The organism is Rhodanobacter hydrolyticus, assembly GCF_044904645.1.
The window spans coordinates 2,246,772-2,271,212 of sequence record NZ_JADIKK010000008.1 but is presented as its reverse complement, the minus strand read 5'-3'; the positions used below and the strand labels follow the sequence as shown (position 1 = coordinate 2,271,212).

Genomic DNA, 24,441 nt, shown 5'->3' with positions numbered 1-24,441 from the left:
ACTTCCCCAAGTCCGGCCCTTTTCTTTTGGGTGGCGTCGAGCGTGGGCGTGGCCAGGTCGATGGTCGTGGATCGGCCGTGCGGACGAGTTTTTACAACGTTCGCGGCTTGTCGCTGCAAGCGGGGCACTGATATACTTTTACGGATTGGATCGCGTTCGTGGCTGGTATCGGTGCCGCCTGGCGGGGCCGATGCGGAGGGGTCGCGTGCTCAACAGTCTCGACGCCGGTCGACGCCTCGCGCTGCGCACTGTGCTGCTGCAGTTCGCGGTGTCGGCCTTGGTTGGTACGGTGTTCCTGCTGAAGGGGCACCGGGAGGCGGTTTCGGCCATGGCCGGAGGATTCACGGTGGCGCTGGGTACCGCGCTGATGTCCGTGCAGACCTTCGGTCGACTGGTCGGCGGTGCGGCGGCTTTCTTCCGCCTGTTGCTCGGCCTGCTGCTGAAATGGGCAGTGGTCGTGGGCGGGCTGGGACTGATCCTGTTCAAGTACAAATTGCCGCCGCTGGCTGCCGTGACGGGGCTGGTGGCTGCCTACGCGGTTTACCTGATGGCGTTCAGATTCAAGGGTTGATGCATGGCAAGCGAGCCGGGCGGTCTTACCGAATACATCCAGCACCACCTCACCCACCTCGTTCCGCAGACGAGCAAGGAAGGCTTCTGGGCAATACACATCGACTCGATCACGGTGTCGCTGGTGCTGGGCCTAGTGTTCTGCCTGTGGTTCTGGTCCAAGGCGCGCAAGGCCACCTCCGGCGTGCCAAGCAAGGGCCAAGCCTTCGTGGAAATCATCCTCGAGTTCGTCGACGGCCAGGTCAAGGACGTGTTCCACGGTGACCGCCGCTTCCTCGGCCCGCTGGCGCTGACCGTATTCGTCTGGGTGTTCCTGATGAACGCGATGGACCTGCTGCCGGTGGATCTGCTGCCGTGGATCACCGAGAAGTTCGGCATCGGCCATTTCCGCTCGGTGCCGACTGCGGACACCAGCATGACGTTCGCGATGTCGATCACGGTGTTCCTGCTGATCATTTTCTACAGCTTCAAGGCCAAGGGTGCCAGCGGCTTCATGCACGAGCTGTTCACTGCGCCGTTCGGCAAGCACCCGTTGCTATGGCTCCCAAATTTTGCGCTGAACCTGGTTGAGCTGGTGTCCAAGCCGGTGAGTCTGGCGATGCGACTGTTCGGCAATATGTACGCGGGCGAGCTGGTGTTCATGCTGATCGCCGGCCTGTTCAGCGCGGGCGCGGGCGCGGCCGGTTGGGCACTCTATGGCATGGGCGTCATCGGCTACACGGTGTGGGGACTCTTCCACATCCTGATCATCTCGATCCAGGCCTTCATCTTCATGGTGCTGACCATCGTGTACATCTCGATGGCGCACGATCATCACTGATTCCAGTTCTGCTTCAACTTTCCAACCCTTCAACGCAACAACCGTTTTTTCGAGGAGATTACCGTGGACCAAGTCGCCGCTCACATCGTTCAAATCGCCCAGGTGCAGGGCTTCACCGCTATCGCGCTCGGCCTGATCATCGGCCTCGGTGCACTGGGTGCCTGTATCGGTATCGGCGTGATGGGTTCGAAGTTCCTGGAAGCCGCCGCCCGCCAGCCGGAGCTGGTGCCGCTGCTGCAGGGTCGCATGTTCCTGCTGGCCGGCCTGATCGACGCGGCGTTCCTGATCGGCGTGGCGCTGGCCATGTACTTCGCCATCGCAAACCCGCTGCTGTCGAAGCTGGGCTGAGTGTCGCTGGCGGCGCTTGGTGCCGCCATCCTTTCGGTGCGGGGTCTATAACGGCCCGCACCGGTTTCATTCCGTATTTGCAGGTAACGCAGCGATGCTTCCCAACGGCACTCTGATCGGCGAAATGATTGCTTTCGCCATCTTGATCTGGTTCTGCGTCCAGTTCATCTGGCCGCACATCAACAAGGCCATCGAGGAACGGCAGATCAAGATCGCCGACGGCCTGAGCGCCGCCGAGCGCGCGCACGCCGAGCTGAAGGACGCCGACACCAAGGTGGCGGACGAAATCCGCAAGGCGCGCCAGCAGGCGTCCGAGATCATCGACAAGGCGCAGCAGCAGGCCAACGGCATCCTCGACAAGGCCCGTGCCGACGCGATCGTCGAGATCAACCGCCTGAAGGCCGTGGCGCAGGACGACATCGCCGCGATGGCGCAGCAGGCGCGCGAGCAGCTGCGCGAGCGCGTGGGTGCACTGGCCGTGCAAGGTGCCTCGAAGATCGTGCAGCGCGAGGTGGATGCCTCCACGCACAAGGCGTTGCTCGACCAGCTCGCCGCCGAGGTCTGATCCATGGCCCAGGCAATCACCCTCGCCCGTCCCTACGCTCGCGCCGCGTTCGAGCTGGCCCATGCCGGCGGCACGCTGCCTGCGTGGTCGCAGGCGCTGGCGTTCGCCGCCGCGGTGGCGCAGGACGCGCGCGTGGCCGTGCTCGGCACCGACCCGCGCGTGCAGCCCGCGCAGTTGGTAGCGCTGCACCTGCCGGCTGGCATGCCGTCGGATGCGCCGTTCGCGCATTTCCTGGGCGAAATGGCCGAGAGCCGCCGCATGGCGCTGCTGCCTGAAGTGGCGGCGCTGTACGAGGAGTACCGCCGCGAGTCCGAATCGCAGCTGCTGGTCAAGGTGACCAGTGCGATGGTCTTGGACGCCGCACAAACCGAGCAACTCAAGGTATCGCTGAAGCGCCGCTTCAAGCGCGAGATCGAACTGGAAACATCGGTCGATGCCTCGCTGCTGGCTGGCGTGGTGGTCGATACCGGCAATGAAGTGATCGACGGTTCCGCGCGCGGGCGCCTTGAGCGCCTGAGCAGCGTCCTGGCCTAGTTTCAAGCGAAATCCATTTCGCAAAAGAGCAAAAGCCAGCCATTCGTGGCTGGACAACTAAAAGTTTCATGCGAAGTCCTTTCGCAAAAGAGCAAAACCGGCCGTCCATGGCCGGACAATCATAGGTTTCACGCGAAATCCGTTTCGCGAAGAGCAAAAACCAGCCATCCATGGCTGGACTCTTAAAAGAGCTTTCAAATTTCAGGATATCGACCCATGTCCAGCACCACCCTGAACCCGTCCGAGATCAGCGAACTGATCAAGAACCGCATCGAGCAGTTCAAGCTTGGCGCGGAAGCCCGCAACGAGGGCACGATCATCAGCGTGTCCGACGGCATCGTGCGCATCCACGGCCTGGCCGACGTGATGCAGGGCGAAATGATCGAACTGCCGGGCAACGCGTTTGCGCTGGCGCTGAATCTCGAGCGAGACTCGGTCGGCGCCGTGGTGCTGGGCGAATACCAGCACCTGCGCGAAGGCGACGTCGCCAAGACCACGGGCCGCATCCTCGAAGTGCCGGTCGGCCCCGAGCTGCTCGGCCGCGTGGTGGACGCGCTGGGCAACCCGATCGACGGCAAGGGTCCGCTCAACGCCAAGCTCAGCTCGCCGATCGAGAAGGTCGCGCCGGGCGTGGTGTGGCGCAAGTCGGTCGACCAGCCGGTGCAGACCGGTTACAAGTCGGTCGACTCGATGATTCCGATCGGCCGCGGCCAGCGCGAGCTGATCATCGGCGACCGCCAGACCGGCAAGACCGCGCTGGCGATCGACGCGATCATCAACCAGAAAGACTCGGGCATCTTCTCGATCTACGTGGCGATCGGCCAGAAGCGCTCGTCCATCGCCAACGTGGTACGCAAGCTCGAAGAGAACGGCGCGCTGGCCAACACCATCGTGGTGGTCGCCTCGGCCTCCGAATCGGCTGCGCTGCAGTACATCGCGCCGTACTCCGGCTGCGCCATGGGCGAATACTTCCGCGACCGCGGCCAGGACGCGCTGATCGTCTATGACGACCTGTCCAAGCAGGCCGTGGCCTATCGCCAGATCTCGCTGCTGCTGAAGCGTCCGCCGGGCCGCGAAGCCTACCCGGGTGACGTGTTCTATCTGCACTCGCGCCTGCTCGAGCGCGCCTCGCGCGTCAGCGAGGAGTACGTCGAGAAATTCACCAACGGCGAAGTGAAGGGCGAGACCGGTTCGCTCACCGCGCTGCCGGTCATCGAAACGCAGGCCGGCGACGTGTCCGCCTTCGTGCCGACCAACGTGATCTCGATCACCGACGGCCAGATCTTCCTCGAGACCGATCTGTTCAACGCCGGCATTCGTCCCGCCGTGAACGCCGGTATCTCGGTGTCGCGCGTGGGCGGTTCGGCGCAGACCAAGATCGTGAAGAAGCTGTCCGGCGGCGTGAAGCTGGCGCTGGCGCAGTACCGCGAACTGGCTGCGTTCGCGCAGTTCGCCTCCGACCTCGATCCGGCCACCCGCGCCCAGCTCGACCGCGGCCAGCGCGTGACCGAGCTGATGAAGCAGAAGCAGTACGCGCCGCTGTCGATCGCCGAGCTCGCGTTGTCGGTGTATGCCGCGGAGAAGGGTTACCTGGACGACTTGCCGGTGAACAAGGTGCTGGCGTTCGAGAAGGGCATGCACGACTTCTTCCATCAGAACCATGGTGATCTGATGAAGAAGATCGTCGCCACCGGCGACTGGAACAATGACATCGAGGGGACCTTCAAGTCCGGTCTCGACGAGTTCAAGAAGACCGGCAGCTGGTAATCCCAGGAACGGCGCGCCGGTCGTGAACCGGCATAGCACAGACCCGACAGGTTGAGGCATACGTGGCTAGCGGACGCGAAATCAAAACCAAGATCAAGAGCACGCAGAACATGCGCAAGGTGACGCGCGCGCTCGAGATGGTCTCGGCCTCGAAGATCCGCAAAGCGCAGGATCTTATGAAGGCCTCGCGTCCCTATGCGCGTTCCATGCGCAAGGTGATCGCACACGTGGCGCAGGCCAACACGGACTTCAAGCATCCGTTCCTGGTCGAGCGGGACAACGTCGCGCGCGTGGCCTACATCGTGGTGTCCACCGACCGCGGACTCTGCGGTGGCCTGAACTCCAATATGTTCCGCCGCCTGCTGCCCGCGATCCGCGAGTGGCAGGACAAGGGCGTGCAGGTCGACGTGCTGGCGATCGGTCAGAAAGCACTGCAATTCTTCCGCCGTATCAAGGGTGTGAACCTTGTCGGCAGCGTCACCCACCTGGGCGAGCGTCCCAAGCTCGAGCAGCTGGTCGGCGTCATCAAGGTGGTGCTGGATGCCTACGAGGCCAATGGCCTGGATCGGGTGTTTCTCGCCTACAACGACTTCGTCAACACCATGACGCAGAAGCCCACCATCGATGCGCTGCTGCCGCTGCCGCTGGTGGCGGCGGAGATGGAAGCACAGCAGGCGTCCGGCGAGTCGGCGTATGCCGGCATCAAGCTGGAGCAGGTCCACGACTGGGACTACATCTACGAGCCCGATGCGCAGACCGTGCTGGAACACGTGCTGGGCCGCTACATCGAGTCGGTGGTGTACCAGGGTGTGCTGGAAAACCTCGCCAGCGAACACGCCGCGCGCATGGTCGCGATGAAGAGCGCATCGGACAACGCGAACAAGGTGATCGACACGCTGACGCTGGTCTACAACAAGACCCGCCAGGCGGCGATTACGCAGGAAATCTCTGAAATTGTGGGTGGCGCGGCGGCGGTATAAGTGCGGTCATCCATGACCGCGAAGATCAAATGGGCGGCCATCCGTGGCCGCACTGTTGGACAAAGGCGGTCATCCGTGACCGCAGAGCAAAATCAAAAGGCAACCATCCGTGGTTGCACTCTTAATAAAGCGACGCTTTGTCGGCGCTGATACGAAATCACAAAGATCCATCCGGAGCACATCCATGAGCCAGGGCAAAGTTGTTCAGATCATCGGCGCGGTCATCGACGTCGAGTTCGCACGCGATCAGGTGCCGCAGGTGTATGACGCGCTGAAGATCGACGGCACCGAGATCACGCTGGAAGTGCAGCAGGTGCTGGGCGACGGCGTGGTGCGCACCATCGCGCTGGGTTCCACCGACGGCCTGAAGCGCGGCCTCGTGGCCCGCAACACCGGCGAAGGCATCAAGGTGCCGGTGGGCAACGCCACCCTGGGCCGCATCATGGACGTGCTCGGCAACCCGATCGACGAAGTCGGCCCGATCAACGCCGAAGACCGCTGGGTGATCCATCGCGAAGCGCCGTCGTATGCCGACCAGGCGCTGGCCAACGAATTGCTGGAAACCGGCATCAAGGTGATCGACCTGGTCTGCCCGTTCGCCAAGGGCGGCAAGGTCGGCCTGTTCGGCGGCGCCGGCGTGGGCAAGACCGTGAACATGCTCGAGCTGATCAACAACATCGCGACCCAGCACTCGGGCCTGTCGGTGTTCGCCGGCGTGGGCGAGCGCACCCGCGAAGGCAACGACTTCTACCACGAGATGCAGGACGCCGGCGTCGTCAAGCTGGACAACCTGCCGGAGTCGAAGGTGGCGATGGTGTACGGCCAGATGAACGAGCCGCCGGGCAACCGCCTGCGCGTCGCGCTGACCGGCCTGACCATGGCCGAGTACTTCCGCGACCAGAAGGACGCGTCCGGCAAGGGCAAGGACGTGCTGTTCTTCGTGGACAACATCTACCGCTACACGCTGGCCGGTACCGAGGTGTCCGCGCTGCTCGGCCGCATGCCGTCCGCGGTGGGCTACCAGCCGACGCTGGCCGACGAAATGGGCGTGCTGCAGGAGCGCATCACCTCGACCAAAACCGGTTCGATCACCTCGATCCAGGCCGTGTACGTGCCTGCGGACGACCTGACCGATCCGTCGCCGGCCACCACCTTCGCGCATCTCGACTCCACCGTGACCCTGTCGCGCCAGATCGCCTCGCTGGGCATCTACCCGGCCGTGGATCCGCTGGACTCCACCAGCCGCCAGCTCGATCCCCAGGTGGTGGGCCAGGAGCACTACGACGTGGCCCGCCGCGTGCAGGGCATGCTGCAGCGCTACAAGGAGCTGAAGGACATCATCGCCATCCTCGGCATGGACGAACTGTCCGAAGAGGACAAGCAGGTGGTGGCGCGCGCCCGCAAGTGCGAGCGCTTCTTCAGCCAGCCGTTCCACGTGGCCGAAGTGTTCACCGGCGCGCCCGGCAAGTATGTGTCGCTGAAGGAAACCATCCGCGGCTTCAAGATGATCGTGGAAGGCGACGTCGACCACCTGCCCGAGCAGGCGTTCTACATGGTCGGCGGCATCGACGAAGCGATCAAGAAGGGCGAGGAGATGGGCGCGAAGAAGGCCGCGTAAGCGACCTCCTTCCGAACCCCTTCGAGCGCAGCGAGAACCATCATGACCACCACCATCCGCGTCGAAGTCGTCAGCGCCGAGGCCGCGATCTATTCCGGCGAGGCGACGATGGTCGTCGCCACCGGCGAAATTGGCGAGCTGGGCATCACGCCCCGCCACGCCCCGCTGATCACCCGCCTCAAGCCGGGCAAGGTCGTCGTGACCGAAGCCAACGGTGCGAAGATCGACATCTCGCTCACCGGCGGCGGCATCCTCGAGGTGCAGCCGCAGTCCGTCACGGTACTGGCCGACACGGCGATCCGTTCCGAGGACATCGACGAGGCTGCCGCACAGCGCGCCAAGAAGGAAGCCGAGGACGCGTTGGCCAACCGCAGCGATGCCGTTGAAGTGGCCGAGGCCCAGGCCAAGCTGGCGATGGCGATGGCGCAGCTGCAGGCGCTGGAGCGGTTGCGCAAGAACCTCAAGCACTGAGCTTCTGCGATCCAGCTGATCGCGAGGATCGGAGGAGCGGTCATCTGCGGTCGTACTCCCGGCAAAAGCCGCCGCTTCGTTTGGCGGCAAGCTGTTCGAAACGCCAGCCTCGTGCTGGCGTTTTTGCATTTGGCCGATGCCCGGACGATGGTTGGTTACTTCAAATTACAATTGTAGTCTGATAGCGTCGCGGTCGCCCGAAGCAAGGAGATGCACCGTGACGAAACGCATGAGCACGCCACTGACCGGCCTGCTGGCGCTGGGTATGGCGGGTTGCGCCACCGTCGCTGCGCCGCCGTCCAAGGCGCCGAACGAAGGTTCTGCCAGCTATCGGATGCTGGACGATAGCCATATGGAGCACTACCAACTGGCAATAGGAGACATCGCTACGGGCGCCACACCGTTCCAGCGCATCCTGCCTGTCTACCCGCCGAGCCAACTCGCCGCTTGCGCGCCGATGCAAGAGGTAGATGCGCAGGTGATCGTCGACGAAACGGGCAAGGTGAGCGACGTTCGGGGTGTTCTCGCCGAAAACGGGTCGGCCATGCCGCCCTGGTCGCCATTCCTTGCCGCGGTGCGCACCGCCGTGCTGCAGTGGCGGTTCAATCCGCTGCGCATCAACCATTGGGCGGCCGACGCGGACGGCAATACCCACGAAGTCGACAGCACCACGAAACCTTTCAGCCTGATGTACGCATTCCGCTTCGAATGCCACGCCGGCAAGGCAACCGTGACATCTGCACCGACAAAAGGCTGAGCCGGCGTCGCTGATAGACTTCCAGGCCAGCACCCGTCAAGGCAGGCACGCATGAACAACACTCCGCTGCACGTCATTGTCCTCGCCGCCGGAGCGGGTACGCGCATGAAGTCCACGCGCCCCAAGGTGCTGATGCCGCTGGCCGGACGCCCCCTGCTCGGCCACGTGCTGGCCACCGCGCGCGCGCTGCAGCCGGTGGCGATCCACGTGGTCTATGGCCACGGCGGCGACCAGGTGCAGGCCGCGTTTGAGGGCCAGGGCGACCTGCATTGGGTGCTGCAGGCCGAACGCCTTGGCACCGGCCACGCAGTGGAGCAGGCGCTGCCTGACATACCCGACGATGCCCAGGTGCTGGTGCTCTACGGCGACGTGCCGCTGACCCGCGCCGACACCTTGCGCACGCTCGTGCAGGTGGAGGGCGGCTTCGGCCTGCTGGCGATCCGCGTCGCCGATCCGCGCGGCTACGGTCGCGTGCTGCGCGATGGCAATGGCCATGTGCGCTGCGTGGTCGAGGAGAAGGATGCCAGCGACGAGCAGCGAGCGATCGATGTGGTCAACACCGGCATCCTCGTCGCACCGGCTGCCGCGCTGCGCGTCTGGCTCGCCGGGCTCGACCGCGACAACGCGCAAGGCGAGTACTACCTCACCGACATCTTCGGCATGGCAAACGACGAAGGACGTCCCGCGCTTGGCGTCGAATGTCCCGATCCGTTGGAAGCCTCGGGCGCGAACGATGTACTGCAGCTTGCCGGACTGGAGACCGAATACCGGCGTCGCGCCACGCATGCGCTGATGCTGGCGGGCGTGCGTCTCGCCGATCCGGCGCGGATCGACGTGCGCGGCGAAATAAGCCACGGCCACGACGTGGAAGTGGACGTCGACGTGATCCTCGAAGGCAGCGTGAGCCTCGGCGACGAAGTGCGCGTCGGCCCGTTCACGCGGCTGAAGGACGTGCGGCTCGCCGCCGGCACCGTGGTGCTGGCGCACTGCGACGTGGAAGGCGTAGTCACCCACGGTCCCTGCACCATCGGACCGTTTGCGCGACTGCGTTCCGGCACCGAACTCGACGCCGGCGTGCACGTGGGCAACTTCGTCGAAACCAAGAAGACCCGTATCGGCGAGGGCAGCAAGGCCAACCACCTTACCTACCTCGGCGACACCGTGATCGGCCGCGGCGTCAACGTCGGTGCCGGAACCATTACCTGCAACTACGACGGTGTGAACAAGTTCGCCACGCGAATCGAGGACGGCGCCTTCATCGGTTCCAACAGCGCCCTGGTGGCGCCGGTGACCATCGGTGCCCAGGCCACCATCGGTGCCGGTTCGGTCATCACCAAGGATGCAGTGGCGGGCGAACTTACCGTGGCGCGTGGGCGGCAGATCACGCTTTCCGGCTGGCAGCGGCCGACGAAGAAGGAATCGTGAGCCTGGCAGGATGGACGATGTCTCCGTGCACCGTCGTCGTGCTGTGTCAGCAGGCGCGGTCTCCGCAGCCTGTCGTCGAGCCGCCGCCATGCGGCATGCGCGATCAGGCCTGACGGCAGCGACGACAAGGCACGCCCTCGGACAGGCCTTCAGGCGTAGCGCCAACCATCCAGCTCAACCAGCAGTTCGCTGCGGCACACGTCGCCATGCAGCAGCAGCACGGGCACGCCGGGCAGGCGTTGCTGGAGTTTTGCACGCACACGCGGTGCATCGATGGGGTGACGTATGTAGGCTTTCAGCGGCGCGTGCGTGTCGAATCCGGCCGGCATGCCGGCACTGGCAAGCAGCGCCTCGAGGTTGAGCAGGATTTCGTCGAGTTGCGCGACGGTATCGCCCTCGTGGGCCGAAGCGTGACCCACCACGGCGGCGGTACCCGAGATAGCCAGGGCGTCCTCCGCTGGCAGGCGCATCGCGCGGGCGAAACCGGGCGAGGTGCGGCCGTACTGGCGCGGATAGCGCCATGCGCTGGTCTGGCGCGGGTTCTCCACCGCGGTGCCGGTACGCGCACTGGCAAGCAGGTAGACCTGCAGCAGATGCGGATCGCCGTGGTGGCCGATGGCGGTGGCGGCCGGATAGCCGGCGGCGAACCAATCGCCGCAACCCTCGGCGCGACCATCGCAGAACAACTTGTAGCGTTCGGCGTCGCCTTCGCCCCGGTTGATCGCGCCCTGATAGTTCCAGATGCGCAACACCTGCTGCTGCTCGTGGCCGCGGATGAAATCGCGCAACTGCGCGTAGGCAACGCGAGCCGCGCCGGCGGGGCCGCCGTGCGCACGCTCGTCCAATTCCAGCGCAGCAAACAGCCAGCCGCCGCCGATCGACCAGCGCAATGCCCCATCGCGGCCATGTTCCACCGGGCCATCCACCTGCCACAGCTCGCAGGGCGCAGATGTGTCGAAGGTCTCCAGCGGCACGCGCAGGAGGCGTGGGTCCGCGCTGCCGGCAGCGCGGTCGTCGAAGCCGAACACCGCCAATGTGCCGGGTTCGGCCAGCAGGGAGGTGGCGTCGTCCATGCGATAGGAAACGTGCGGTGCGCGTACCGGGCCGCTCTCGACCCTCCTGCTTTCACGACCCTCGACCATGCTTGCAACCGGGAATGACAAGAGCGCCATGTTACACTTTGCCGCCGCTTTCCAACGTTTCGACGATGTTTTCCGAGCTTCCGCGCACATGGCCGAACTGACCGCTGCCCAGCACGAGCTGGCCACCCTGATCGTGGAAAGCCTGAACCTCGAGGCGGTCGATCCCGCAAAGATCAACCCTGATGCCCCGCTGTTCGACGGCGAGCTGGGGCTGGACTCCATCGACGCGCTGGAGATCGCGCTGGCGGTGTCCAAGCGCTATGGCTTCCAACTGCGTTCCGACCACCCCGACAACAAACGCATCTTCGCCAGCCTGCGCGAGCTGAGTGCATTTGTCGAAGCGCATCGCGGCCAGGGCTGAGGCCTCCCGCGCATGGGCGACACTACGCACTGGCGCGAGCAGCGCGAAGGCGGCGGACGCTTCGCATTGCAGTTGATCCTGGCGTTGGCGTTGCATGGCGGCCGTCGTTTTGCGCGGCTCCTGCTGTATCCGATCACGCTGTATTACTTCCTGCGCCGTGGCGCCGAGCGGCGTGCCTCGCGGCAGTACCTCGCGCGCGCGCTAGGCCGTCCACCGGGCGTGTGGGCGATGCTGCGCCAGTTCCATGGCTACGCGGCCACCACGCTCGACAGGGTTTTCCTGCTGGTCCGGGGCGAGCGCGGCTTCCATATCGAAGTCGAGGGTTTGGCGGAACTGGAACGTCGCCTGGACGAAGGGCGCGGCGTGCTGCTCATTGGTTCGCACCAGGGCAGCTTCGAAGCCTTGCGCGCGGTCAGCACGCGCCATCCCAGCGCGCAACTGCGGGTGGTGCTGGACAAAGGCAAGACGCCGATCATGACCGAGCTGCTGGAGGCTCTTGCACCCGACGTGGGCAAGGCCGTGATTGATGCCTCACGCGGTGGCGCCCACGTGGTGCTGGCTGCCGCCGAAGCCTGCCGGCAGGGCGCGATGGTGGCGCTGCTGGCCGATCGCGCGGGCGAACACGAAGCGCAGCGCAGCGTGGATTTCCTCGGCGCGCCCGCGCCGCTGCCGGTGGGGCCGTGGTTGCTGGCGAATGCGCTCCAGGTGCCGGTGCTGCTTTGCTTCGGCCTGTACCTCGGCGGCAACCGCTACCGGCTGGTGTTCGAGCCGTTCGCCGACCCCGTGGCGATTCCGCGCGACCAGCGCGGCCCCGCGCTGGATATGCTGCTCGCGCGCTATGCCGCGCGGCTGGAACATTACGTGCGCGTGGTGCCGTACAACTGGTTCAACTTCCACGACTTCTGGGCGGCAGGCGAATCCGCCGACCCGGGCGTTACACCCAATCGCGCGGCTTGAGGTAATCGGCCAGGCGAGCCTCTGCCGACCCCGGTCCGGGCTGGTACGCATATTCGAAGCGTACGCGCGGCGGCAGGCTCATCAGGATGGATTCGGTCCGTCCGCCGGATTGCAGGCCGAACAGGGTGCCGCGGTCGTAGACGAGGTTGAACTCCACGTAGCGGCCGCGGCGATAGAGCTGGAATTCGCGCTCGCGTTCGCCGTAGGGCGTGTCGCGGCGGCGTGCGGCGATGGGCAGGTACGCGTCGAGGAAACCCTGACCAACGGCCCTGGTGAAGTCGAAGCAACGCCCGAAGCCGCCTTCGTTGAGGTCGTCGTAGAACAGGCCGCCCACGCCGCGCGTTTCGCCGCGGTGCTTGAGATAGAAATAGTCGTCACACCACTTTTTATAGCGCGGGTAGACGTCCGCGCCGAACGGCGCGCAAAGGTCGCGTGCCACGCCATGCCAGTGCACGACGTCCTCGTCGAACGGGTAGAACGGCGTGAGGTCGAAACCGCCACCGAACCACCACGCCGGTTCCATGCCTTCCTTGCCGGCCTCGAAATAGCGCACGTTGGCGTGTGCGGCAGGTACGTAAGGGTTCTTCGGGTGCAGCACCAGCGACACGCCGGTGGCGATGAAACTGCCGCCGGCAAGTTCCGGGCGGTGTGCAGTGGCGCTGGGCGGCAACGGCGTGCCGCTCACGCGCGAGAAGTTCACTCCGGCCTGTTCGAACAGTGCGCCGTCGCGCAGCACACGGGTACGACCGCCGCCGCCAGCGGCGCGCGTCCACGCGTCCTCGACAAAGCGCGCGGAGCCGTCCAGCTGTTCCAGTTCGGTGCAGATGCGATCCTGCAGCGAACGCAGGAAGGCTTCGGCAAGGTCGGCTTGTTCGCTCATCGTTGACATCCGGTTTGCATCATTGCGAGCTTAGCAAGAGCGGACCCCGTTGCCGCTGCGGCGAGGCGTCGCGCGTCCTGCGATGGACCAAATGCACGGACTGCGCATGCGGTTCGTCGTTGCGTGCGCTGCTGCCCGCGGCCCCCGTGGACTGGATGTGAGGTATTGCCGTTGCAACGTGTCGTCGACCATCGGTCCGGACCTGCAATGCAGATGGCGTCGGGTGACGCAATGGCAGTGATTGCCCAACACCGGAATTCATACCTGAACGACGGGCGCGCGCAAGCTAGGCAGCCAGGCAGGCGCTCGCTAGGCTGATGCGATGACGACACCGACGATTCCGCTGGCGATCAGTGCCAGCACCGTCAGCTCCGCGCTTGGTCGCGGGTTGGCGGCGCAGCTCGCGGCACTGCGGCAGGGTCGCACGGGATTGCGGCGCAATGATTTCGGCAGCGCGCCGCAGCTGGGCTGGATTGGCCGCGTGGACGGCGTGGAAGCCATGGCATTGCCGCCCGCGCTGGCCGATTGGGATTGCCGCAACAACCGCCTCGCCTGGCTCGGCCTGCAGCAGGACGGTTTCCTCGGCCGCGTGCATGATGCCCGCCAACGTCACGGCGCGCGCCGCGTGGCGCTGTTGCTTGGCACCTCCACCGCCAGCATCGGCGCCACCGAGGAAGCCTATCGCCGCCTCGATGCTGCGGGGCGCTTCCCCACCGACCTGCGCCAGCCCGCACTGCATGCGCCGCATTCGCTGGGAGCCTTCGTCGCCGCAGCATTGGCTCTGCAGGGGCCGTGCCTCACGATTTCCACCGCCTGTTCGTCCAGCGCCAAGGTGTTCGCCAGCGCGGCGCGCATGATCGCATTGGGCCTGGCCGATGCGGCGGTGGTGGGCGGGGTGGACAGCCTGTGCGACAACGTGCTCTTCGGCTTCAACGCATTGGAGCTGATCTCGCCCGACGCCTGTCGCCCGTTCGACACGAACCGCGACGGGATTTCGCTTGGCGAGGCCGCCGGTTTCACGCTGCTGGAACGCATCGACACCGCGCCGCACGCACCGCGCCTGCTCGGTTATGGCGAGGCCAGCGACGCGTGGCACATGTCGTCGCCGCATCCCGACGGCCACGGTGCGGAGCTGGCGCTGGATGCTGCGCTGGCGCGCGCCGGCATCCACGCGTCGCAGGTCGATTACCTGAACCTGCACGGCACCGCCAGCCGCGCGAACGACGCGATGGAAGCCGCTCTGGTGGCGCGCCGTTTCCCGGCGACCACGCGCGCGAGTTCCACCAAGGGCTGCACCGGCCACACGCTGGGCGCGGCGGGCATCGTGGAAGCGACGATCGCGCTGCAGGCCATCGAACACGGCTTCGTACCCGGCAACATCGGTGTGGCCACGCCCGATCCCGCCTGCGGCGCGCAGTTCGCGTGGCAAGGCGAGGAACGCCGCGTGGACGTGGCACTCAGCAACTCCTTCGGTTTCGGCGGCAACAATGCCTGCCTCGTGTTCGGACGCGCACCATGACGTCGATGGAGCTGCATGTCGAGGGCATCGGCCTGTGGTCGCCACGTCTTGGCGACTTCGCCGCGCTGCGTGCCCTGCTTGCAGGCGAAGCACCTGCCGCGTCCGACGCACCCATTGCCGCGCTGCTGCCTGCGAACGAACGCCGCCGTGCGCCCGGCAGCGTGCGCCTGGCGGTGGAAGTGGCCGGTCAGGCGTTGGGCATGGGGGGGTACGATCCGACCGCCCTGGCTTGCGTGTTCGCCTCGGCCCACGGCGACCAGTCCATCACCGACGAAATCTGCGCCACATTGGCGCGCGCGCCCACGGAGCTGTCGCCCACCCGTTTCCACCATTCCGTGCACAACGCGTCGGCTGGTTACTGGACCATCGCCACCGGCTGCCGCGCCCCATCCAGCGCCGTGTGCGCGGGTGCGTACACCTTCGGCGCCGCGCTGCTGGAAGCGGCGACGCAGGCGCTGGCCGAACAACGCCCGGTGCTGCTGGTGTGCAGCGATACCGCTGGAAGCGGGCCGTTGCTGGAGATGACCGGCTGCAGCAGCGCCTTCGGTTGTGCCCTGCTTCTGACGCCCGTGGCTGGCGCGAACGCGCTTGCGCGCTTGCGCGTGCGGATGGCGGACGATTGCCCCGCGCCTACGCCGGCGCCTGCCGCACTCCGGGACGAAGCGGCCGGCAACCCCTGCGCCGCCGCGTTGCCGCTGCTCGCCCTGCTCGCCACGCGGGGCGGCGTCTGCCGCGTCGGCTACGCCACGGCGATGGATCTGCTCGTCGACGTCGAGGTCGCCGATTGAGCGCGTCCCTGCCCCGCTGGTGCGTGCTGATCCCCTGCCTCGACGAAGAGGCGGCGATCCGCCGCGTAGTCGAATCCGTGCTCGCGCTGGGCGCGCCCGTGATCGTGGTGGACGACGGCTCGACGGATCGCACGCCGGAAATCCTGGCGGCGCTGCCGGTTACGCTGCTTCGCCACGACGAACGTCGCGGCAAGGGCGAGGCGTTGCGCGATGGCTTCCGCGAAGCGTTGCGCCTGGGCTACGAAGCCGTGCTGACCATGGATGGCGATGGCCAGCATCTGGCGTCCGACATCCCGAGCATCGTGGCCGCCGCCGCCGCGCATCCCGGCGACCTGGTAATCGCCGCGCGCCTGCTCGACAAGGCGCAGCAGCCGCAGAGCCGCCGTCGCGCCAACGCCGTCGCCGACTGGGGTATTTCATGGGGATGCGGCCAGCCGGTGGCGGACACGCAAAGCGGACAGCGCTGGTATCCGCGTGCGGCGCTGGATCTGGTCGATCTCGCCGCGCAGGATTTCGTATTCGAAGCGGCTATCCTCATCGCTGCTTCGCGCGAGCTGCAGATGGGTGTGGTGTCGGTGCCGATCGCTTCGCGTTATCCCTTGGATGCGCGTCCCAGCCATTTGCGCCCGGTGCTCGACACCATGCGCATCACGCTCTACACAATTGGTCGTGTGCTGCATTACGGGCAGGTGGTGGAGAGCTATCGGCGATCGCATGCGGCGCCGCGGATAGTTCGAAGGTAGTGCTGCGCTTGGGAGAGCTGGTGCTTTCGCGAGGAACAAGGCGGTTTCGTCTGCCTGCCGACGGCTGGACCACTTCTCTTTTGCGTGCCCATGCGGAAGCGTGGGCGAACGGCAAATCCGACCCCGAGTCAAAGAGAAGTAGCCAAGAGAAAAACGCGCTCCGCGAAGACGCTCTCCGGGCATCGCGCCCTGCGGGTGCGTGAGAGGTGGAACCGGCTTTCCGGCCGGCCTCCTGCCTGATCGAAAAGGCATCGCCGCTCATAGCGATGTTCGTTGTATGGCCTGATCGTCCATGCCTCACCGCCGCCGAAGGATTCCTAAAGCAGCTCGCTTCCGGCGCGACAATCGCCATACACCTCGCGCCTCACAGAATCCCCTTCACCCCCGCACCAAATGCCGTAATCAATCGCGTATAGATCAATTTCGGCGAGATCGCCACGTCGGGGAAGTCCCCCACGGGCGTGTAGCACTGCTGAAACTTCGGATTGTCGGGTGCGAGCGGCCCGCAGCCAGGCTTGATTTCGTAGCTGGTGGCATAGCGGAACGGCCACAGGTCGAACAGGGGCAGGCGTGCGGAGACGTCGCCGATGGCGAGACTGATGTCGCCGAGCACGGGGATGCTTGGTTCGCGCTTGCCGATGGTCCAGGCGTTCTGCGGGAGGGTGTCTTCGAGGATGGAGTCGCGCACCTGGCTGGCGAAGCGCGGGTCCTGCACGATCACGCCGGCTTCGGTGTTGTAGTGGTCGGAACGCGGGTCGAAGTTGTGCGAGCCGACCATGGCGAAGCTGTCGTCCACCACCATTGATTTGGCATGCAGGCTGTAGCGGCGTCCGCTGCTGTGCAGGGGCGCAGGGCGGTTGCGCCTGCCGCCGCTGCCGAACATGCCGGGGCGGCGCTCGTTGCCGGGGAAACGGCGTCTCTTGTCCGCCTGTGCGATGGACGTGTCGGCGGGATTGTCGTCCCCGGCGTCGCGTGCCTCCTCGAACGCTTCCTCGGCGCTGTCGGCATGCGGCTTGAGTTCATGGATCTGGAAGCCGTATTCGGTGAGGTAGCGGCGGCGATGCTTGTAGGACAGCGCGTAGACCGCGAAGGCGTCGGTGGCGGCCAGCGAGTTGGTGGAGACGATGATGTCGGGCGACGGATTCTGTTTGTGCAGTTTCTTGAAGATGTCCTGCGCGCGGCGGCTCATCACGAGGTAGGGCGTCTGCAGCACCACCTCGTGTTTGGCATCGGCGACCATGCGCATCAGCTGGACGGTGAAATCGCGGGCGTCGCGCTTGTGCGGCTCGTCGGTCTTGGCTGGCAGGTCGCTGAAGTAGTTCACCTGGCTGACGCGCAAGGTGTCGTCGCCGATCCACGCGGCGAGCCAGTCGGGGTCTTCCGCGTCGGACAGCAGGCGCGCCACGCGCGCGGGGTCGGTATAGGTCGGTGCGAGCCAGCCGGGTGGCGCGCTGTCGCTGCGGATGCGCCGGTTGACGTCGCGCAGGCGGATCAGCGGCACCGAGCGCTTGTGATTCCAGAACAGCGCGAAGCTGTCGGCCATCTCCTTGCCCACCGGGCCTCCGGCCATCACGTCGCGGTCGAGATAGTCGAAGTCGGGGTCCCAGTTGAAGTAGCGGTTCTGGTAGTTGCGGCCGCCGGTGATGCCGATGACATCGTCCACCAGCATCAGCTTGTTGTGCATGCGCTGGTTGAACTTCATGAAGCAGCACAGCACGCCGGCGGCGAACTGCAGCGGTGGCGTCTGGGCATCATGGAAGGTGGGGTTGTACAGCTTCACTTCGAGATTGGGGCTGACCCGGGCGAGGCGGTCGAGCAGCGCGAGGTCGCCGAAGGAAAACAGCTGGTCGGCGAGGATATGCACCTTCACGCCGCGTCGCGCGGCCTGCACCAGCTCGTTGAGCACCAGCTGGCCGACGTCGTCCTCGTCCCAGATGTAGGTCTGCACGTCGATGCTGTGCTGCGCGGCGTGGATCAGATTGATCCGTGCGGCCAGCGCGGCTTCGCTGTCGTCGAGCAGAGTGACGGTGTTGACCGGGTGGTCGGGTGTGGAGTCGGCCAGCGCCTGCTGGGCGGCAGCCAGCAGGGGCGACGGTTTGGCGCAGTGGTCGGCCTGCTGGCAGGTGTCCGCGCGGTTGGGACTGGCGGCAACGATGTCACCGGCTTCGCGGATCTGCGCGCGGCTCAGCGTGCAGCCTTGCAGCAGCACGATGATCAGCAGGACGGGAAGCAGCGATAACCGGCGAAACGACATGAACGATGGCATGGGCGAGGCGTGATGCCCCGGGCGTGTGGTGGAAGCTATCCCAAAATCCATTCGTCCTGGGCGTAGCACCGGGGGCGCGGAGTCGAAGGGGTGCGTTTTGCCGTTACCGGATTCAGCGCGGGGACCAGAACGCATCCAGTCGCGCGCAGGCCGGCTCCAGCGGGCCGCTCAGGTGCAACACCGCGAGGCCGCCCGGCGGCATGCCGCGGAACTCGTCGGAGCGGCCTTCCACGAGCAGCGCCACCAGCCGTTCGATGCCCGGGTTATGGCCTACCAGCATCACGGTGCCGGCGTCGGCGTGCTGGTCGAGCAGGGCCAGCAGTTCGCCAGGCGTGGCGTCGTAGATCTCGCCGGCTTCCTGCAGCGGGGGGGCGCTGCCCAGCGCGGCCAATGCCAATTTCGCAGTTTCCATGGTGCGGCGCGCGGGCGAGCAAAGCACGCGCTGGGGTTGCGCACCGTGGCTGGCCAGCCATGTGCCGGCATCCTGCGCCTCGCGCTGGCCGTGTTCGCTCAGCGCGCGTTGACGGTCGTCGCCGCCGTCGGCGGGCAGGGCTTCGGCGTGGCGCAGCAGGATCAGTTCGTGCATGGACGGCTCCGGTAGATGAGGGTCAGGCCTGGCGCTTGATCCAGCGCAGCAGCGGCTTCCAGTCTTCCTGGTGGTTGCGCACCTGCTCTGACTGGTAGTCGAAGATACCCTTGCCTAGCGCGGCAAGCAGCACATAGGCCTGGCTGTCCCGCAACTGGGCAACGACGGGGAAGGGCGACGCGGCGGCGAGTTGCTCCACTGCGTCCTGACTGGCTCGCGTCCACGGCTTGAGGCGGTTCGCCACCAAGGCCACCGGAAGTTTGCCGTTGCGGACGCGCTTGATGTCCTGCAATTCGCCGAGGAAGCGGGCGGTGGCGTCGAGGTCGAAGCTGGACGGCAATACCGGCACCAGCAACACGTTGGCCACGTCGATGAAGGGTTCCAGCTCGCGCTCGCCGACGCCGGCCGGGGTGTCGATCAGCAGCTGCTGGGTGTCGGCGGGCACCTTCTGCAGCGCCTTGCGGCCGCCTTCCAGGCCCAGTACTCCGGGCACGTTGTCGGGACGGCGGCTGGCCCAGCGGTAGCTGGAACCCTGCCGATCGGCGTCCACGATGGTGGTGTTCTGCCCCGCCTGTGCCCAATGTGAGGCCAGTTGCGTCGCCAGCGTGCTTTTGCCGCACCCGCCCTTGCTGCTTGCCACCAGCGTCGTAAGCATTGGGACACCTCGTCGCGAAGGTTGGCGCAAGCCTACCCGCTATGAGCGATCAAGGGGAGTGTGCCGATGCAGAGGTGTCCTGTTGCGCGGCATCGGGCGACTGGGGTTGCGGCTGCCAGCTGCCGGGGGCGGTGATCGAGACGCCACGGGTACGCAGCACGGTGGCGATCTGGCTCATCTCGGCACCGCCCTGCCTCGCGGTTGCCAACAGCAGCTGTGCCACCGTGGGATCGTCCTGCGCGTGCAGCGCCAGCTGCGAATAGTTCTGCACCTGCCAGATCAGGTCGCGGCGCTGCTGTTGGGCGGTTGCCTTCTCGGTGGCGTCGCCGAGGGTCTCGAACAGATGCAGGCCCAGCGAACGCGACAGCGGGCTGGAACCCCATCCGAGCAGTTTGGCCAGCTTGAGGCAGTCAGCCTTGAGGGCATCGTCGCCGCCTGCGCCTTCGCACAGCTTGGCCACCACCGGCAGCGCAGGCTGCGGTTGCAGCCGGGCGTTGGCGAGCACGATCAGTGCCTGCACCCCGGCGGGTCCGGCTGCGCCCTGCGTGGCCGGCGGCGGGGGCAACGCATCCACGACGTTGGCCAGCGCGGTGAGGCTGTTGCCGGCGTAGTCGTCATAGATCTTGCTGTTGGCAGCCTTGGCGAGATCCTCGCGCGTGGACTTGGCCTTCATGTCGCGCGTGTCGATGCCCAGCTTGAGCAGCCACACCGCGGCATTGTCCGGCGCTTCCTCCGTCAGCTTGCGCAACGCGGTGGCGTTGGGGCAGGCGTCGGCCTTCGCGTCGCAGTCGGCGAGGCGCACCCATTGCACGGCAGGGCCGGAATCGTCGGCCGCGGCGGCCCGGTTGATCAACGCGTGAAAGCTGCCGGTCTTGCTCGGGTTGGACAACGGGCGGGCCAGCAAGGCCGCACCCAGCAGCGGCTCCGCCGTGGCGCGCAATGCGAGCACGCTGACCATGTCGCGCTGGAACGATTGCAGCGCCTGGTCGCGCGCATCGTTGGCAATGGCCGGGGCCGAAGCAGCGGCGGGTGGGTTCGTATCGTCCGCCGCCGCAGTCGCGGCAACCAGCGTCAGGGCGCCGGCAAGGGCGAGGCAATGCCATCCACGCATGAGGTGCTCCAGCAATCGATGAAGCCGTCAGCTTAGCGGCCGTGCCTTGAGGATGCTCTGAACGATTTCTGAGCCCCGCGCCGCTGCGGCGGCCTCGTGTCGGCCCGTGTTGTTAGGATGTCCGCTCGATTGCGCGCGTGCGCGCTCCACCCACTACAGGGGGCGGAGGATAGTCGTGGCTCATTTTTCCAGTTTTGCCGATGGCGCGCCGTGGTTTGTCGGCTGGGGCACGTTGGCGCTGATCAACGCGGGGCTGGCCCAAGGCAAGAACCGCAGCGGTCTGCTGTGGTTCCTGTTGTCCTTGTTGTTCGGCCCGCTGGCGACCCTGGTCCTGGTGCTGCTGCCCAAGGAGCGGGCCAAGCTGTTTTGAGGGGTGAAACTGCTGGATCGAGGTGAACCCAGGCACCATCAGAGCGCGCTTGCTTTAAGCCACGCTTCGGCGATCCGTACCATGTCTATTTGAAGCTTTTGGCTTATTCGCCAAAAGCTTCGCGCATGAATTCCGGCTGGGCCAGCGCGGCCTTGTGGATCTCGGCGTTGTAGTACCTGGTGGGGAAGTTCTTGCTCAGGGCGCCGCGCTCGCGGAAGCCGCTGAGGTCGCCGCCCTTGCGCGCCATCGTGCAGCTCCACCAGCCGGTGGGGTAGCAGGGCTGCGGGAACGGCAGAGTCTTCACCGCGCTGAAACCGGCGGTGCGCATCGCCGCGCGCATCGACTTGATGAGTTCGATGTGCGCCAGCGGCGATTCGCTCTGCTGCACCAGCAGGCCGCCGTGGCGCAGGGCCTTGAAGCAGCTGGCGTAGAACGCGGCGTTGAACAGGCCTTCGGCCGGGCCCACCGGGTCGGTGGAGTCCACGATCACCAGGTCGATCGACTCCGGCTCAGCCTCGGCCATGTACTTGATGCCGTCGATGAACAGCAACTCGGCGCGCGGGTCGCTGTTGGACTCGCACAGTTCGGGGAAATACTGCTCTGCAAGGCGCGTGACGCGCTCGTCGATCTCCACCTGCACCGCGTGCTCCACCTCTTCGTGCTTGAGCACTTCGCGCAGCGTGCCGCAGTCCCCGCCGCCGATGATCACCACGCGCTTGGCGCGCGCATGGGTGAACAGCGCGGGATGGGTCATCATCTCGTGGTAGAGGAAGTTGTCGCGGCTGGTGAGCATCACGCAGCCGTCGATCACCATCAACTTGCCCCAGTCGGTGGTCTGGTGGATCTCGATGGTCTGGAACGGGGTCTTCTCCGCGTGCAGCAGTTGCTCGGTGCGGAAGCCGATGGAGGAGCCGGAGGCTTGGTGGGCCTCGGTGAACCAGCTGATCTGCTGCGACATGGGTGTTCCTGGGTCAGGCGCGAAGTTTGGCCGCGTATTGTAGCCGAGCTGTCGCGGATGGGCTGTTACAATGGCGGCTCCGGTGCGCGGCGCGTACCGGCTGGTGCGATCGGCCCCGCGGCGTGCGAGGCTTCCGGCCCTTCGTGCTTAGCTGCGTCAAGGCTCGCCGCTGCGACGACATGCCTTCTTTCCGTTTGCACAAGGAGACATTCCCATGTCGAAGCCCTGGACCGTGGACGATGCCCGCCATACCTACGCCGTAACCCATTGGAGCGACGGTTACGTCGACGTCAGCGACACCGGCGAGATCGCGATACAACCGCACGGGACGCGCGGCCCCGCGCTGTCGCTGCCGGCCATCGTGGAGCGCGCCCGCGCCGAAGGCCTGCGCCTGCCGTTGCTGGTGCGCTTCCCGGACATCCTGGCCGACCGCCTCGCGCGCCTGCAGGGTGCGTTCGCCAAGGCCATCGGCGAATGGAACTACGCGGGCGGCTATACGGCTATCTACCCGATCAAGGTGAACCAGCAGCGCGGCGTGGCAGGCGAGCTGGTGGCTGCCGGCACCGAGGGGTTCGGCCTCGAGGCCGGTTCCAAGCCCGAGCTGATGGCCGTGCTGGCGATGGCGCGGCCCGGCTCCATCGTGATCTGCAACGGCTACAAGGATCGCGAATACATCCGACTCGCGCTGATCGGGCTGAAGCTCGGCCTGCGCGTGCATATCGTGATCGAGAAGCTCTCCGAGCTGGACCATGTGTTCGCCGAGGCCCAAGCCCTGGGCGTGGAGCCGCTGCTCGGGGTGCGCGTGCGCCTGGCTTCCATCGGTGCCGGCAAATGGCAGAACACCGGCGGCGACAAAGGCAAGTTCGGGCTGTCGCCGGCGCAGGTACTCACCCTGATCGAGCGGCTGGACAAGGCCGGCCTCAAGCACACGCTGAAGCTGCAGCACTTCCACATGGGCTCGCAGATCTCCAACGTGCGCGACATCGCCAACGGCATGCGCGAGGCCACCCGCTACTTCGTCGAGCTCACCCGCATGGGCGTGCCGCTGGAGATCGTCGACGTGGGCGGCGGCCTGGGCGTCGACTACGAAGGCTCGCGCTCGCGCAGCCACAACTCGATCAACTACTCGATCGAGCAGTACGCCGCGACCATCGTGCAGTCGCTGGCCGAGGCGGTGGAGGCGGAAGGCCTCAAGGCGCCGCATATCCTCACCGAGGCCGGCCGCGCGATGACCGCGCACCACGCCGTGCTGGTGGTCAACGTGAGCGAGGTCGAGGAGGTGCCGCAAGGCGCGATCCCCGCACCGGGCGCCCACGAACCGGCGGTGCTGCGCCGCCTGCGCGAGGTGCACGACGAACTCGACCGACGCCCGGCGCTTGAGCTGTTCCACGAAGCCCAGCATCACCTTGCCGAAGGCCAGACACTCTACGCGCTGGGCCAGCTCGCGCTGGCCGACCGCGCGCGGCTGGACGAGATGTACTACGCCATCGCCAACGCGGTGCGCGCGCGCCTGCTGCCCGGCGAGCGTTCGCATCGCGCCGCGCTGGACGAGCTGGACGAGAAGCTGGTGGACAAGTATTTCGTCAACTTCTCGGTATTCGAGTCGGTGCCCGACATCTGGGCGATCGAGCAGATATTCCCGATCGCGCCCATCGCGCGGCTGGACGAGCAGCCGACGCGGCGTGGCGCGATCGTCGACCTGACCTGCGATTCCGACGGCCGCATCGACCATTACGTGGATGCCGAGGGCGTGGACGTCTCGTTGCCGCTGCACGCGTTGAAGGAAGGCGAGAGCTATTGCCTCGGCATCTTCATGGTGGGTGCCTATCAGGAAACGCTGGGCGACATCCACAATCTGTTCGGCGACACCGATGCAGTGAACGTGCGTGTGGATGGCGACGGTTACGTGTTCGCGCACAAGCGCCGCGGCGACACGACCGATCTGATGCTGGACTACGTGGGCTACGACCTCGCCGCGTTGCGTGCCAGCTACCGCGAACGCATCGCTGCCGCAGGCGTCGTGAGCGGCGAGGCCGAGGCGCTCTATGCTGCGCTGGACGGTGGACTCACGGCCTATACCTATCTCGCCTGAGACACGCGCCGAGAACCCGTTCGATAACTCAACCTCCCGCTTCAGCTTGCGGGACGAGCGGACTGTTGCAAGAAGCGAAACGGTTTCGGACGTCTGCCGCGTCCGAGCCGCCTTGTCATGCAGGGCCAAGGCAAAGGTGACCAGGTAGAGGCCCGATG

At 66.0% G+C, this 24,441-nt stretch carries 25 protein-coding genes; 18 read left to right on the top strand and 7 right to left on the bottom strand.

All coding sequences use genetic code 11. The features are described 5' to 3' along the window. Positions 1 to 205 precede the first annotated feature (205 nt). The 11 genes from ISP25_RS12825 to glmU all read left to right on the top strand — a co-directional run bounded on the left by ISP25_RS12825 (position 206) and on the right by glmU (position 9,855). Positions 206 to 571 (top strand): hypothetical protein, encoded by a 366-nt coding sequence (locus tag ISP25_RS12825; protein ID WP_404614384.1) that lies wholly within the window; start codon positions 206 to 208, stop codon positions 569 to 571. A 3-nt stretch (positions 572 to 574) separates the two neighbouring features. Next, on the top strand, positions 575 to 1,390 hold the full coding sequence (atpB, locus tag ISP25_RS12820) for a F0F1 ATP synthase subunit A (RefSeq protein WP_404614382.1): 816 nt from the start codon (positions 575 to 577) through the stop codon (positions 1,388 to 1,390). Positions 1,391 to 1,453: 63 nt separating this feature from the next. Next, a complete protein-coding gene (atpE, locus tag ISP25_RS12815) occupies positions 1,454 to 1,738 on the top strand; it encodes a F0F1 ATP synthase subunit C (protein WP_450088476.1) in 285 nt (94 codons plus the stop codon). A 94-nt stretch (positions 1,739 to 1,832) separates the two neighbouring features. Next, positions 1,833 to 2,303: a F0F1 ATP synthase subunit B gene (locus ISP25_RS12810; protein ID WP_404542345.1), complete on the top strand. Its 471-nt coding sequence runs from the start codon at positions 1,833 to 1,835 to the stop codon at positions 2,301 to 2,303. A 3-nt stretch (positions 2,304 to 2,306) separates the two neighbouring features. Next, complete coding sequence (locus tag ISP25_RS12805; protein ID WP_404614380.1) at positions 2,307 to 2,837, top strand: F0F1 ATP synthase subunit delta; 531 nt, start codon at positions 2,307 to 2,309, stop codon at positions 2,835 to 2,837. 216 nt (positions 2,838 to 3,053) lie between these two features. Continuing rightward, on the top strand, positions 3,054 to 4,604 hold the full coding sequence (gene atpA, locus ISP25_RS12800; protein ID WP_404614378.1) for a F0F1 ATP synthase subunit alpha: 1,551 nt from the start codon (positions 3,054 to 3,056) through the stop codon (positions 4,602 to 4,604). Between the two features lie 62 nt (positions 4,605 to 4,666). Next, positions 4,667 to 5,584 (top strand): F0F1 ATP synthase subunit gamma, encoded by a 918-nt coding sequence (gene atpG, locus ISP25_RS12795; RefSeq protein ID WP_404614376.1) that lies wholly within the window; start codon positions 4,667 to 4,669, stop codon positions 5,582 to 5,584. A gap of 184 nt (positions 5,585 to 5,768) precedes the next feature. Then, the gene (atpD, locus tag ISP25_RS12790; RefSeq protein WP_192155926.1) at positions 5,769 to 7,202 is read left to right on the top strand and encodes a F0F1 ATP synthase subunit beta; all 1,434 of its coding nucleotides are present in this window, start codon (positions 5,769 to 5,771) and stop codon (positions 7,200 to 7,202) included. A gap of 42 nt (positions 7,203 to 7,244) precedes the next feature. Continuing rightward, positions 7,245 to 7,673 (top strand): F0F1 ATP synthase subunit epsilon, encoded by a 429-nt coding sequence (locus ISP25_RS12785; RefSeq protein ID WP_404614374.1) that lies wholly within the window; start codon positions 7,245 to 7,247, stop codon positions 7,671 to 7,673. A 217-nt stretch (positions 7,674 to 7,890) separates the two neighbouring features. Further along, positions 7,891 to 8,430 (top strand): energy transducer TonB, encoded by a 540-nt coding sequence (locus ISP25_RS12780; protein WP_404614372.1) that lies wholly within the window; start codon positions 7,891 to 7,893, stop codon positions 8,428 to 8,430. Positions 8,431 to 8,481: 51 nt separating this feature from the next. Next, positions 8,482 to 9,855: a bifunctional UDP-N-acetylglucosamine diphosphorylase/glucosamine-1-phosphate N-acetyltransferase GlmU gene (glmU, locus tag ISP25_RS12775; protein WP_404614370.1), complete on the top strand. Its 1,374-nt coding sequence runs from the start codon at positions 8,482 to 8,484 to the stop codon at positions 9,853 to 9,855. Between the two features lie 149 nt (positions 9,856 to 10,004). Here the strand turns inward: glmU and ISP25_RS12770 are convergent, their stop codons facing one another. Next, complete coding sequence (locus ISP25_RS12770; protein WP_404614368.1) at positions 10,005 to 10,997, bottom strand: chorismate transformation enzyme, FkbO/Hyg5 family; 993 nt, start codon at positions 10,995 to 10,997, stop codon at positions 10,005 to 10,007. A gap of 88 nt (positions 10,998 to 11,085) precedes the next feature. Here ISP25_RS12770 and ISP25_RS12765 point away from each other — a divergent pair, with 88 nt between their 5' ends. Together ISP25_RS12765 and ISP25_RS12760 are read left to right on the top strand one after the other, a co-directional pair. Then, positions 11,086 to 11,358: a phosphopantetheine-binding protein gene (locus ISP25_RS12765; protein ID WP_192155918.1), complete on the top strand. Its 273-nt coding sequence runs from the start codon at positions 11,086 to 11,088 to the stop codon at positions 11,356 to 11,358. A 12-nt stretch (positions 11,359 to 11,370) separates the two neighbouring features. Further along, entirely contained in the window at positions 11,371 to 12,315 is a 945-nt protein-coding gene (locus tag ISP25_RS12760; RefSeq protein WP_404614366.1) for an LpxL/LpxP family acyltransferase, read from the top strand. Here the strand turns inward: ISP25_RS12760 and hemF are convergent. Continuing rightward, the gene (gene hemF / locus ISP25_RS12755) at positions 12,293 to 13,195 is read right to left on the bottom strand and encodes an oxygen-dependent coproporphyrinogen oxidase (protein ID WP_404614364.1); all 903 of its coding nucleotides are present in this window, start codon (positions 13,193 to 13,195) and stop codon (positions 12,293 to 12,295) included. The two genes, ISP25_RS12760 and hemF, sit on opposite strands and share 23 nt — an antisense overlap. Before the next feature lie 322 nt (positions 13,196 to 13,517). Between hemF and ISP25_RS12750 the strand changes: the two genes are divergently transcribed. Genes ISP25_RS12750 through ISP25_RS12740 form a run of 3 tightly spaced genes read left to right on the top strand, consistent with a single transcriptional unit; the run spans position 13,518 to position 16,245 of the window. Continuing rightward, the gene (locus ISP25_RS12750; RefSeq protein ID WP_404614362.1) at positions 13,518 to 14,714 is read left to right on the top strand and encodes a beta-ketoacyl-[acyl-carrier-protein] synthase family protein; all 1,197 of its coding nucleotides are present in this window, start codon (positions 13,518 to 13,520) and stop codon (positions 14,712 to 14,714) included. Next, complete coding sequence (locus ISP25_RS12745; protein ID WP_404614360.1) at positions 14,711 to 15,502, top strand: beta-ketoacyl synthase chain length factor; 792 nt, start codon at positions 14,711 to 14,713, stop codon at positions 15,500 to 15,502. Before ISP25_RS12750 ends, ISP25_RS12745 begins: the two co-directional genes overlap by 4 nt. Next, on the top strand, positions 15,499 to 16,245 hold the full coding sequence (locus tag ISP25_RS12740; protein WP_192155908.1) for a glycosyltransferase family 2 protein: 747 nt from the start codon (positions 15,499 to 15,501) through the stop codon (positions 16,243 to 16,245). The genes ISP25_RS12745 and ISP25_RS12740 overlap by 4 nt, the downstream gene beginning before the upstream one ends. A gap of 364 nt (positions 16,246 to 16,609) precedes the next feature. Here the strand turns inward: ISP25_RS12740 and ISP25_RS12735 are convergent, their stop codons facing one another. The 4 genes from ISP25_RS12735 to ISP25_RS12720 all read right to left on the bottom strand — a co-directional run bounded on the left by ISP25_RS12735 (position 16,610) and on the right by ISP25_RS12720 (position 20,863). Further along, positions 16,610 to 18,511 (bottom strand): phospholipase D-like domain-containing protein, encoded by a 1,902-nt coding sequence (locus ISP25_RS12735; RefSeq protein ID WP_404614358.1) that lies wholly within the window; start codon positions 18,509 to 18,511, stop codon positions 16,610 to 16,612. Positions 18,512 to 18,623: 112 nt separating this feature from the next. Continuing rightward, entirely contained in the window at positions 18,624 to 19,097 is a 474-nt protein-coding gene (locus tag ISP25_RS12730; protein ID WP_192155906.1) for a SixA phosphatase family protein, read from the bottom strand. Positions 19,098 to 19,119: 22 nt separating this feature from the next. Beyond that, positions 19,120 to 19,752, bottom strand: a complete 633-nt coding sequence (locus ISP25_RS12725) for a ParA family protein (protein WP_192155904.1) — start codon at positions 19,750 to 19,752, stop codon at positions 19,120 to 19,122. A gap of 49 nt (positions 19,753 to 19,801) precedes the next feature. Further along, positions 19,802 to 20,863, bottom strand: coding sequence for a hypothetical protein (locus ISP25_RS12720; RefSeq protein WP_404614355.1), 1,062 nt, complete (start codon positions 20,861 to 20,863; stop codon positions 19,802 to 19,804). A gap of 175 nt (positions 20,864 to 21,038) precedes the next feature. Between ISP25_RS12720 and ISP25_RS12715 the strand changes: the two genes are divergently transcribed. Next, positions 21,039 to 21,233 carry an antitermination protein NusB gene (locus ISP25_RS12715; RefSeq protein WP_404614354.1) on the top strand — a complete coding sequence of 65 codons (195 nt, stop codon included), beginning with the start codon at positions 21,039 to 21,041 and terminating at the stop codon, positions 21,231 to 21,233. Between the two features lie 103 nt (positions 21,234 to 21,336). Here ISP25_RS12715 and speE read toward each other — a convergent pair whose 3' ends face one another. After that, positions 21,337 to 22,191 carry a polyamine aminopropyltransferase gene (speE, locus tag ISP25_RS12710; RefSeq protein WP_192155898.1) on the bottom strand — a complete coding sequence of 285 codons (855 nt, stop codon included), beginning with the start codon at positions 22,189 to 22,191 and terminating at the stop codon, positions 21,337 to 21,339. A 214-nt stretch (positions 22,192 to 22,405) separates the two neighbouring features. On the opposite strand from speE, the gene speA reads away from it, so the two are divergent. After that, on the top strand, positions 22,406 to 24,283 hold the full coding sequence (gene speA / locus ISP25_RS12705) for a biosynthetic arginine decarboxylase (RefSeq protein WP_404614352.1): 1,878 nt from the start codon (positions 22,406 to 22,408) through the stop codon (positions 24,281 to 24,283). Positions 24,284 to 24,441: the final 158 nt, after the last annotated feature.

Excerpts from the sequence above, each read along its gene's own strand:
- atpB (WP_404614382.1), top strand. The coding sequence starts at position 575 with ATGGCAAGCGAGCCGGGCGGTCTTACCGAATACATCCAGCACCACCTC.
- ISP25_RS12810 (WP_404542345.1), top strand. The coding sequence starts at position 1,833 with ATGCTTCCCAACGGCACTCTGATCGGCGAAATGATTGCTTTCGCCATC.
- ISP25_RS12805 (WP_404614380.1), top strand. The coding sequence starts at position 2,307 with ATGGCCCAGGCAATCACCCTCGCCCGTCCCTACGCTCGCGCCGCGTTC.
- atpA (WP_404614378.1), top strand. The coding sequence starts at position 3,054 with ATGTCCAGCACCACCCTGAACCCGTCCGAGATCAGCGAACTGATCAAG.
- atpD (WP_192155926.1), top strand. The coding sequence starts at position 5,769 with ATGAGCCAGGGCAAAGTTGTTCAGATCATCGGCGCGGTCATCGACGTC.
- ISP25_RS12785 (WP_404614374.1), top strand. The coding sequence starts at position 7,245 with ATGACCACCACCATCCGCGTCGAAGTCGTCAGCGCCGAGGCCGCGATC.
- glmU (WP_404614370.1), top strand. The coding sequence starts at position 8,482 with ATGAACAACACTCCGCTGCACGTCATTGTCCTCGCCGCCGGAGCGGGT.
- ISP25_RS12770 (WP_404614368.1), bottom strand. The coding sequence starts at position 10,997 with ATGGTCGAGGGTCGTGAAAGCAGGAGGGTCGAGAGCGGCCCGGTACGC.
- ISP25_RS12765 (WP_192155918.1), top strand. The coding sequence starts at position 11,086 with ATGGCCGAACTGACCGCTGCCCAGCACGAGCTGGCCACCCTGATCGTG.
- ISP25_RS12760 (WP_404614366.1), top strand. The coding sequence starts at position 11,371 with ATGGGCGACACTACGCACTGGCGCGAGCAGCGCGAAGGCGGCGGACGC.
- hemF (WP_404614364.1), bottom strand. The coding sequence starts at position 13,195 with ATGAGCGAACAAGCCGACCTTGCCGAAGCCTTCCTGCGTTCGCTGCAG.
- ISP25_RS12750 (WP_404614362.1), top strand. The coding sequence starts at position 13,518 with ATGACGACACCGACGATTCCGCTGGCGATCAGTGCCAGCACCGTCAGC.
- ISP25_RS12745 (WP_404614360.1), top strand. The coding sequence starts at position 14,711 with ATGACGTCGATGGAGCTGCATGTCGAGGGCATCGGCCTGTGGTCGCCA.
- ISP25_RS12735 (WP_404614358.1), bottom strand. The coding sequence starts at position 18,511 with ATGCCATCGTTCATGTCGTTTCGCCGGTTATCGCTGCTTCCCGTCCTG.
- ISP25_RS12730 (WP_192155906.1), bottom strand. The coding sequence starts at position 19,097 with ATGCACGAACTGATCCTGCTGCGCCACGCCGAAGCCCTGCCCGCCGAC.
- ISP25_RS12725 (WP_192155904.1), bottom strand. The coding sequence starts at position 19,752 with ATGCTTACGACGCTGGTGGCAAGCAGCAAGGGCGGGTGCGGCAAAAGC.
- ISP25_RS12720 (WP_404614355.1), bottom strand. The coding sequence starts at position 20,863 with ATGCGTGGATGGCATTGCCTCGCCCTTGCCGGCGCCCTGACGCTGGTT.
- speE (WP_192155898.1), bottom strand. The coding sequence starts at position 22,191 with ATGTCGCAGCAGATCAGCTGGTTCACCGAGGCCCACCAAGCCTCCGGC.
- speA (WP_404614352.1), top strand. The coding sequence starts at position 22,406 with ATGTCGAAGCCCTGGACCGTGGACGATGCCCGCCATACCTACGCCGTA.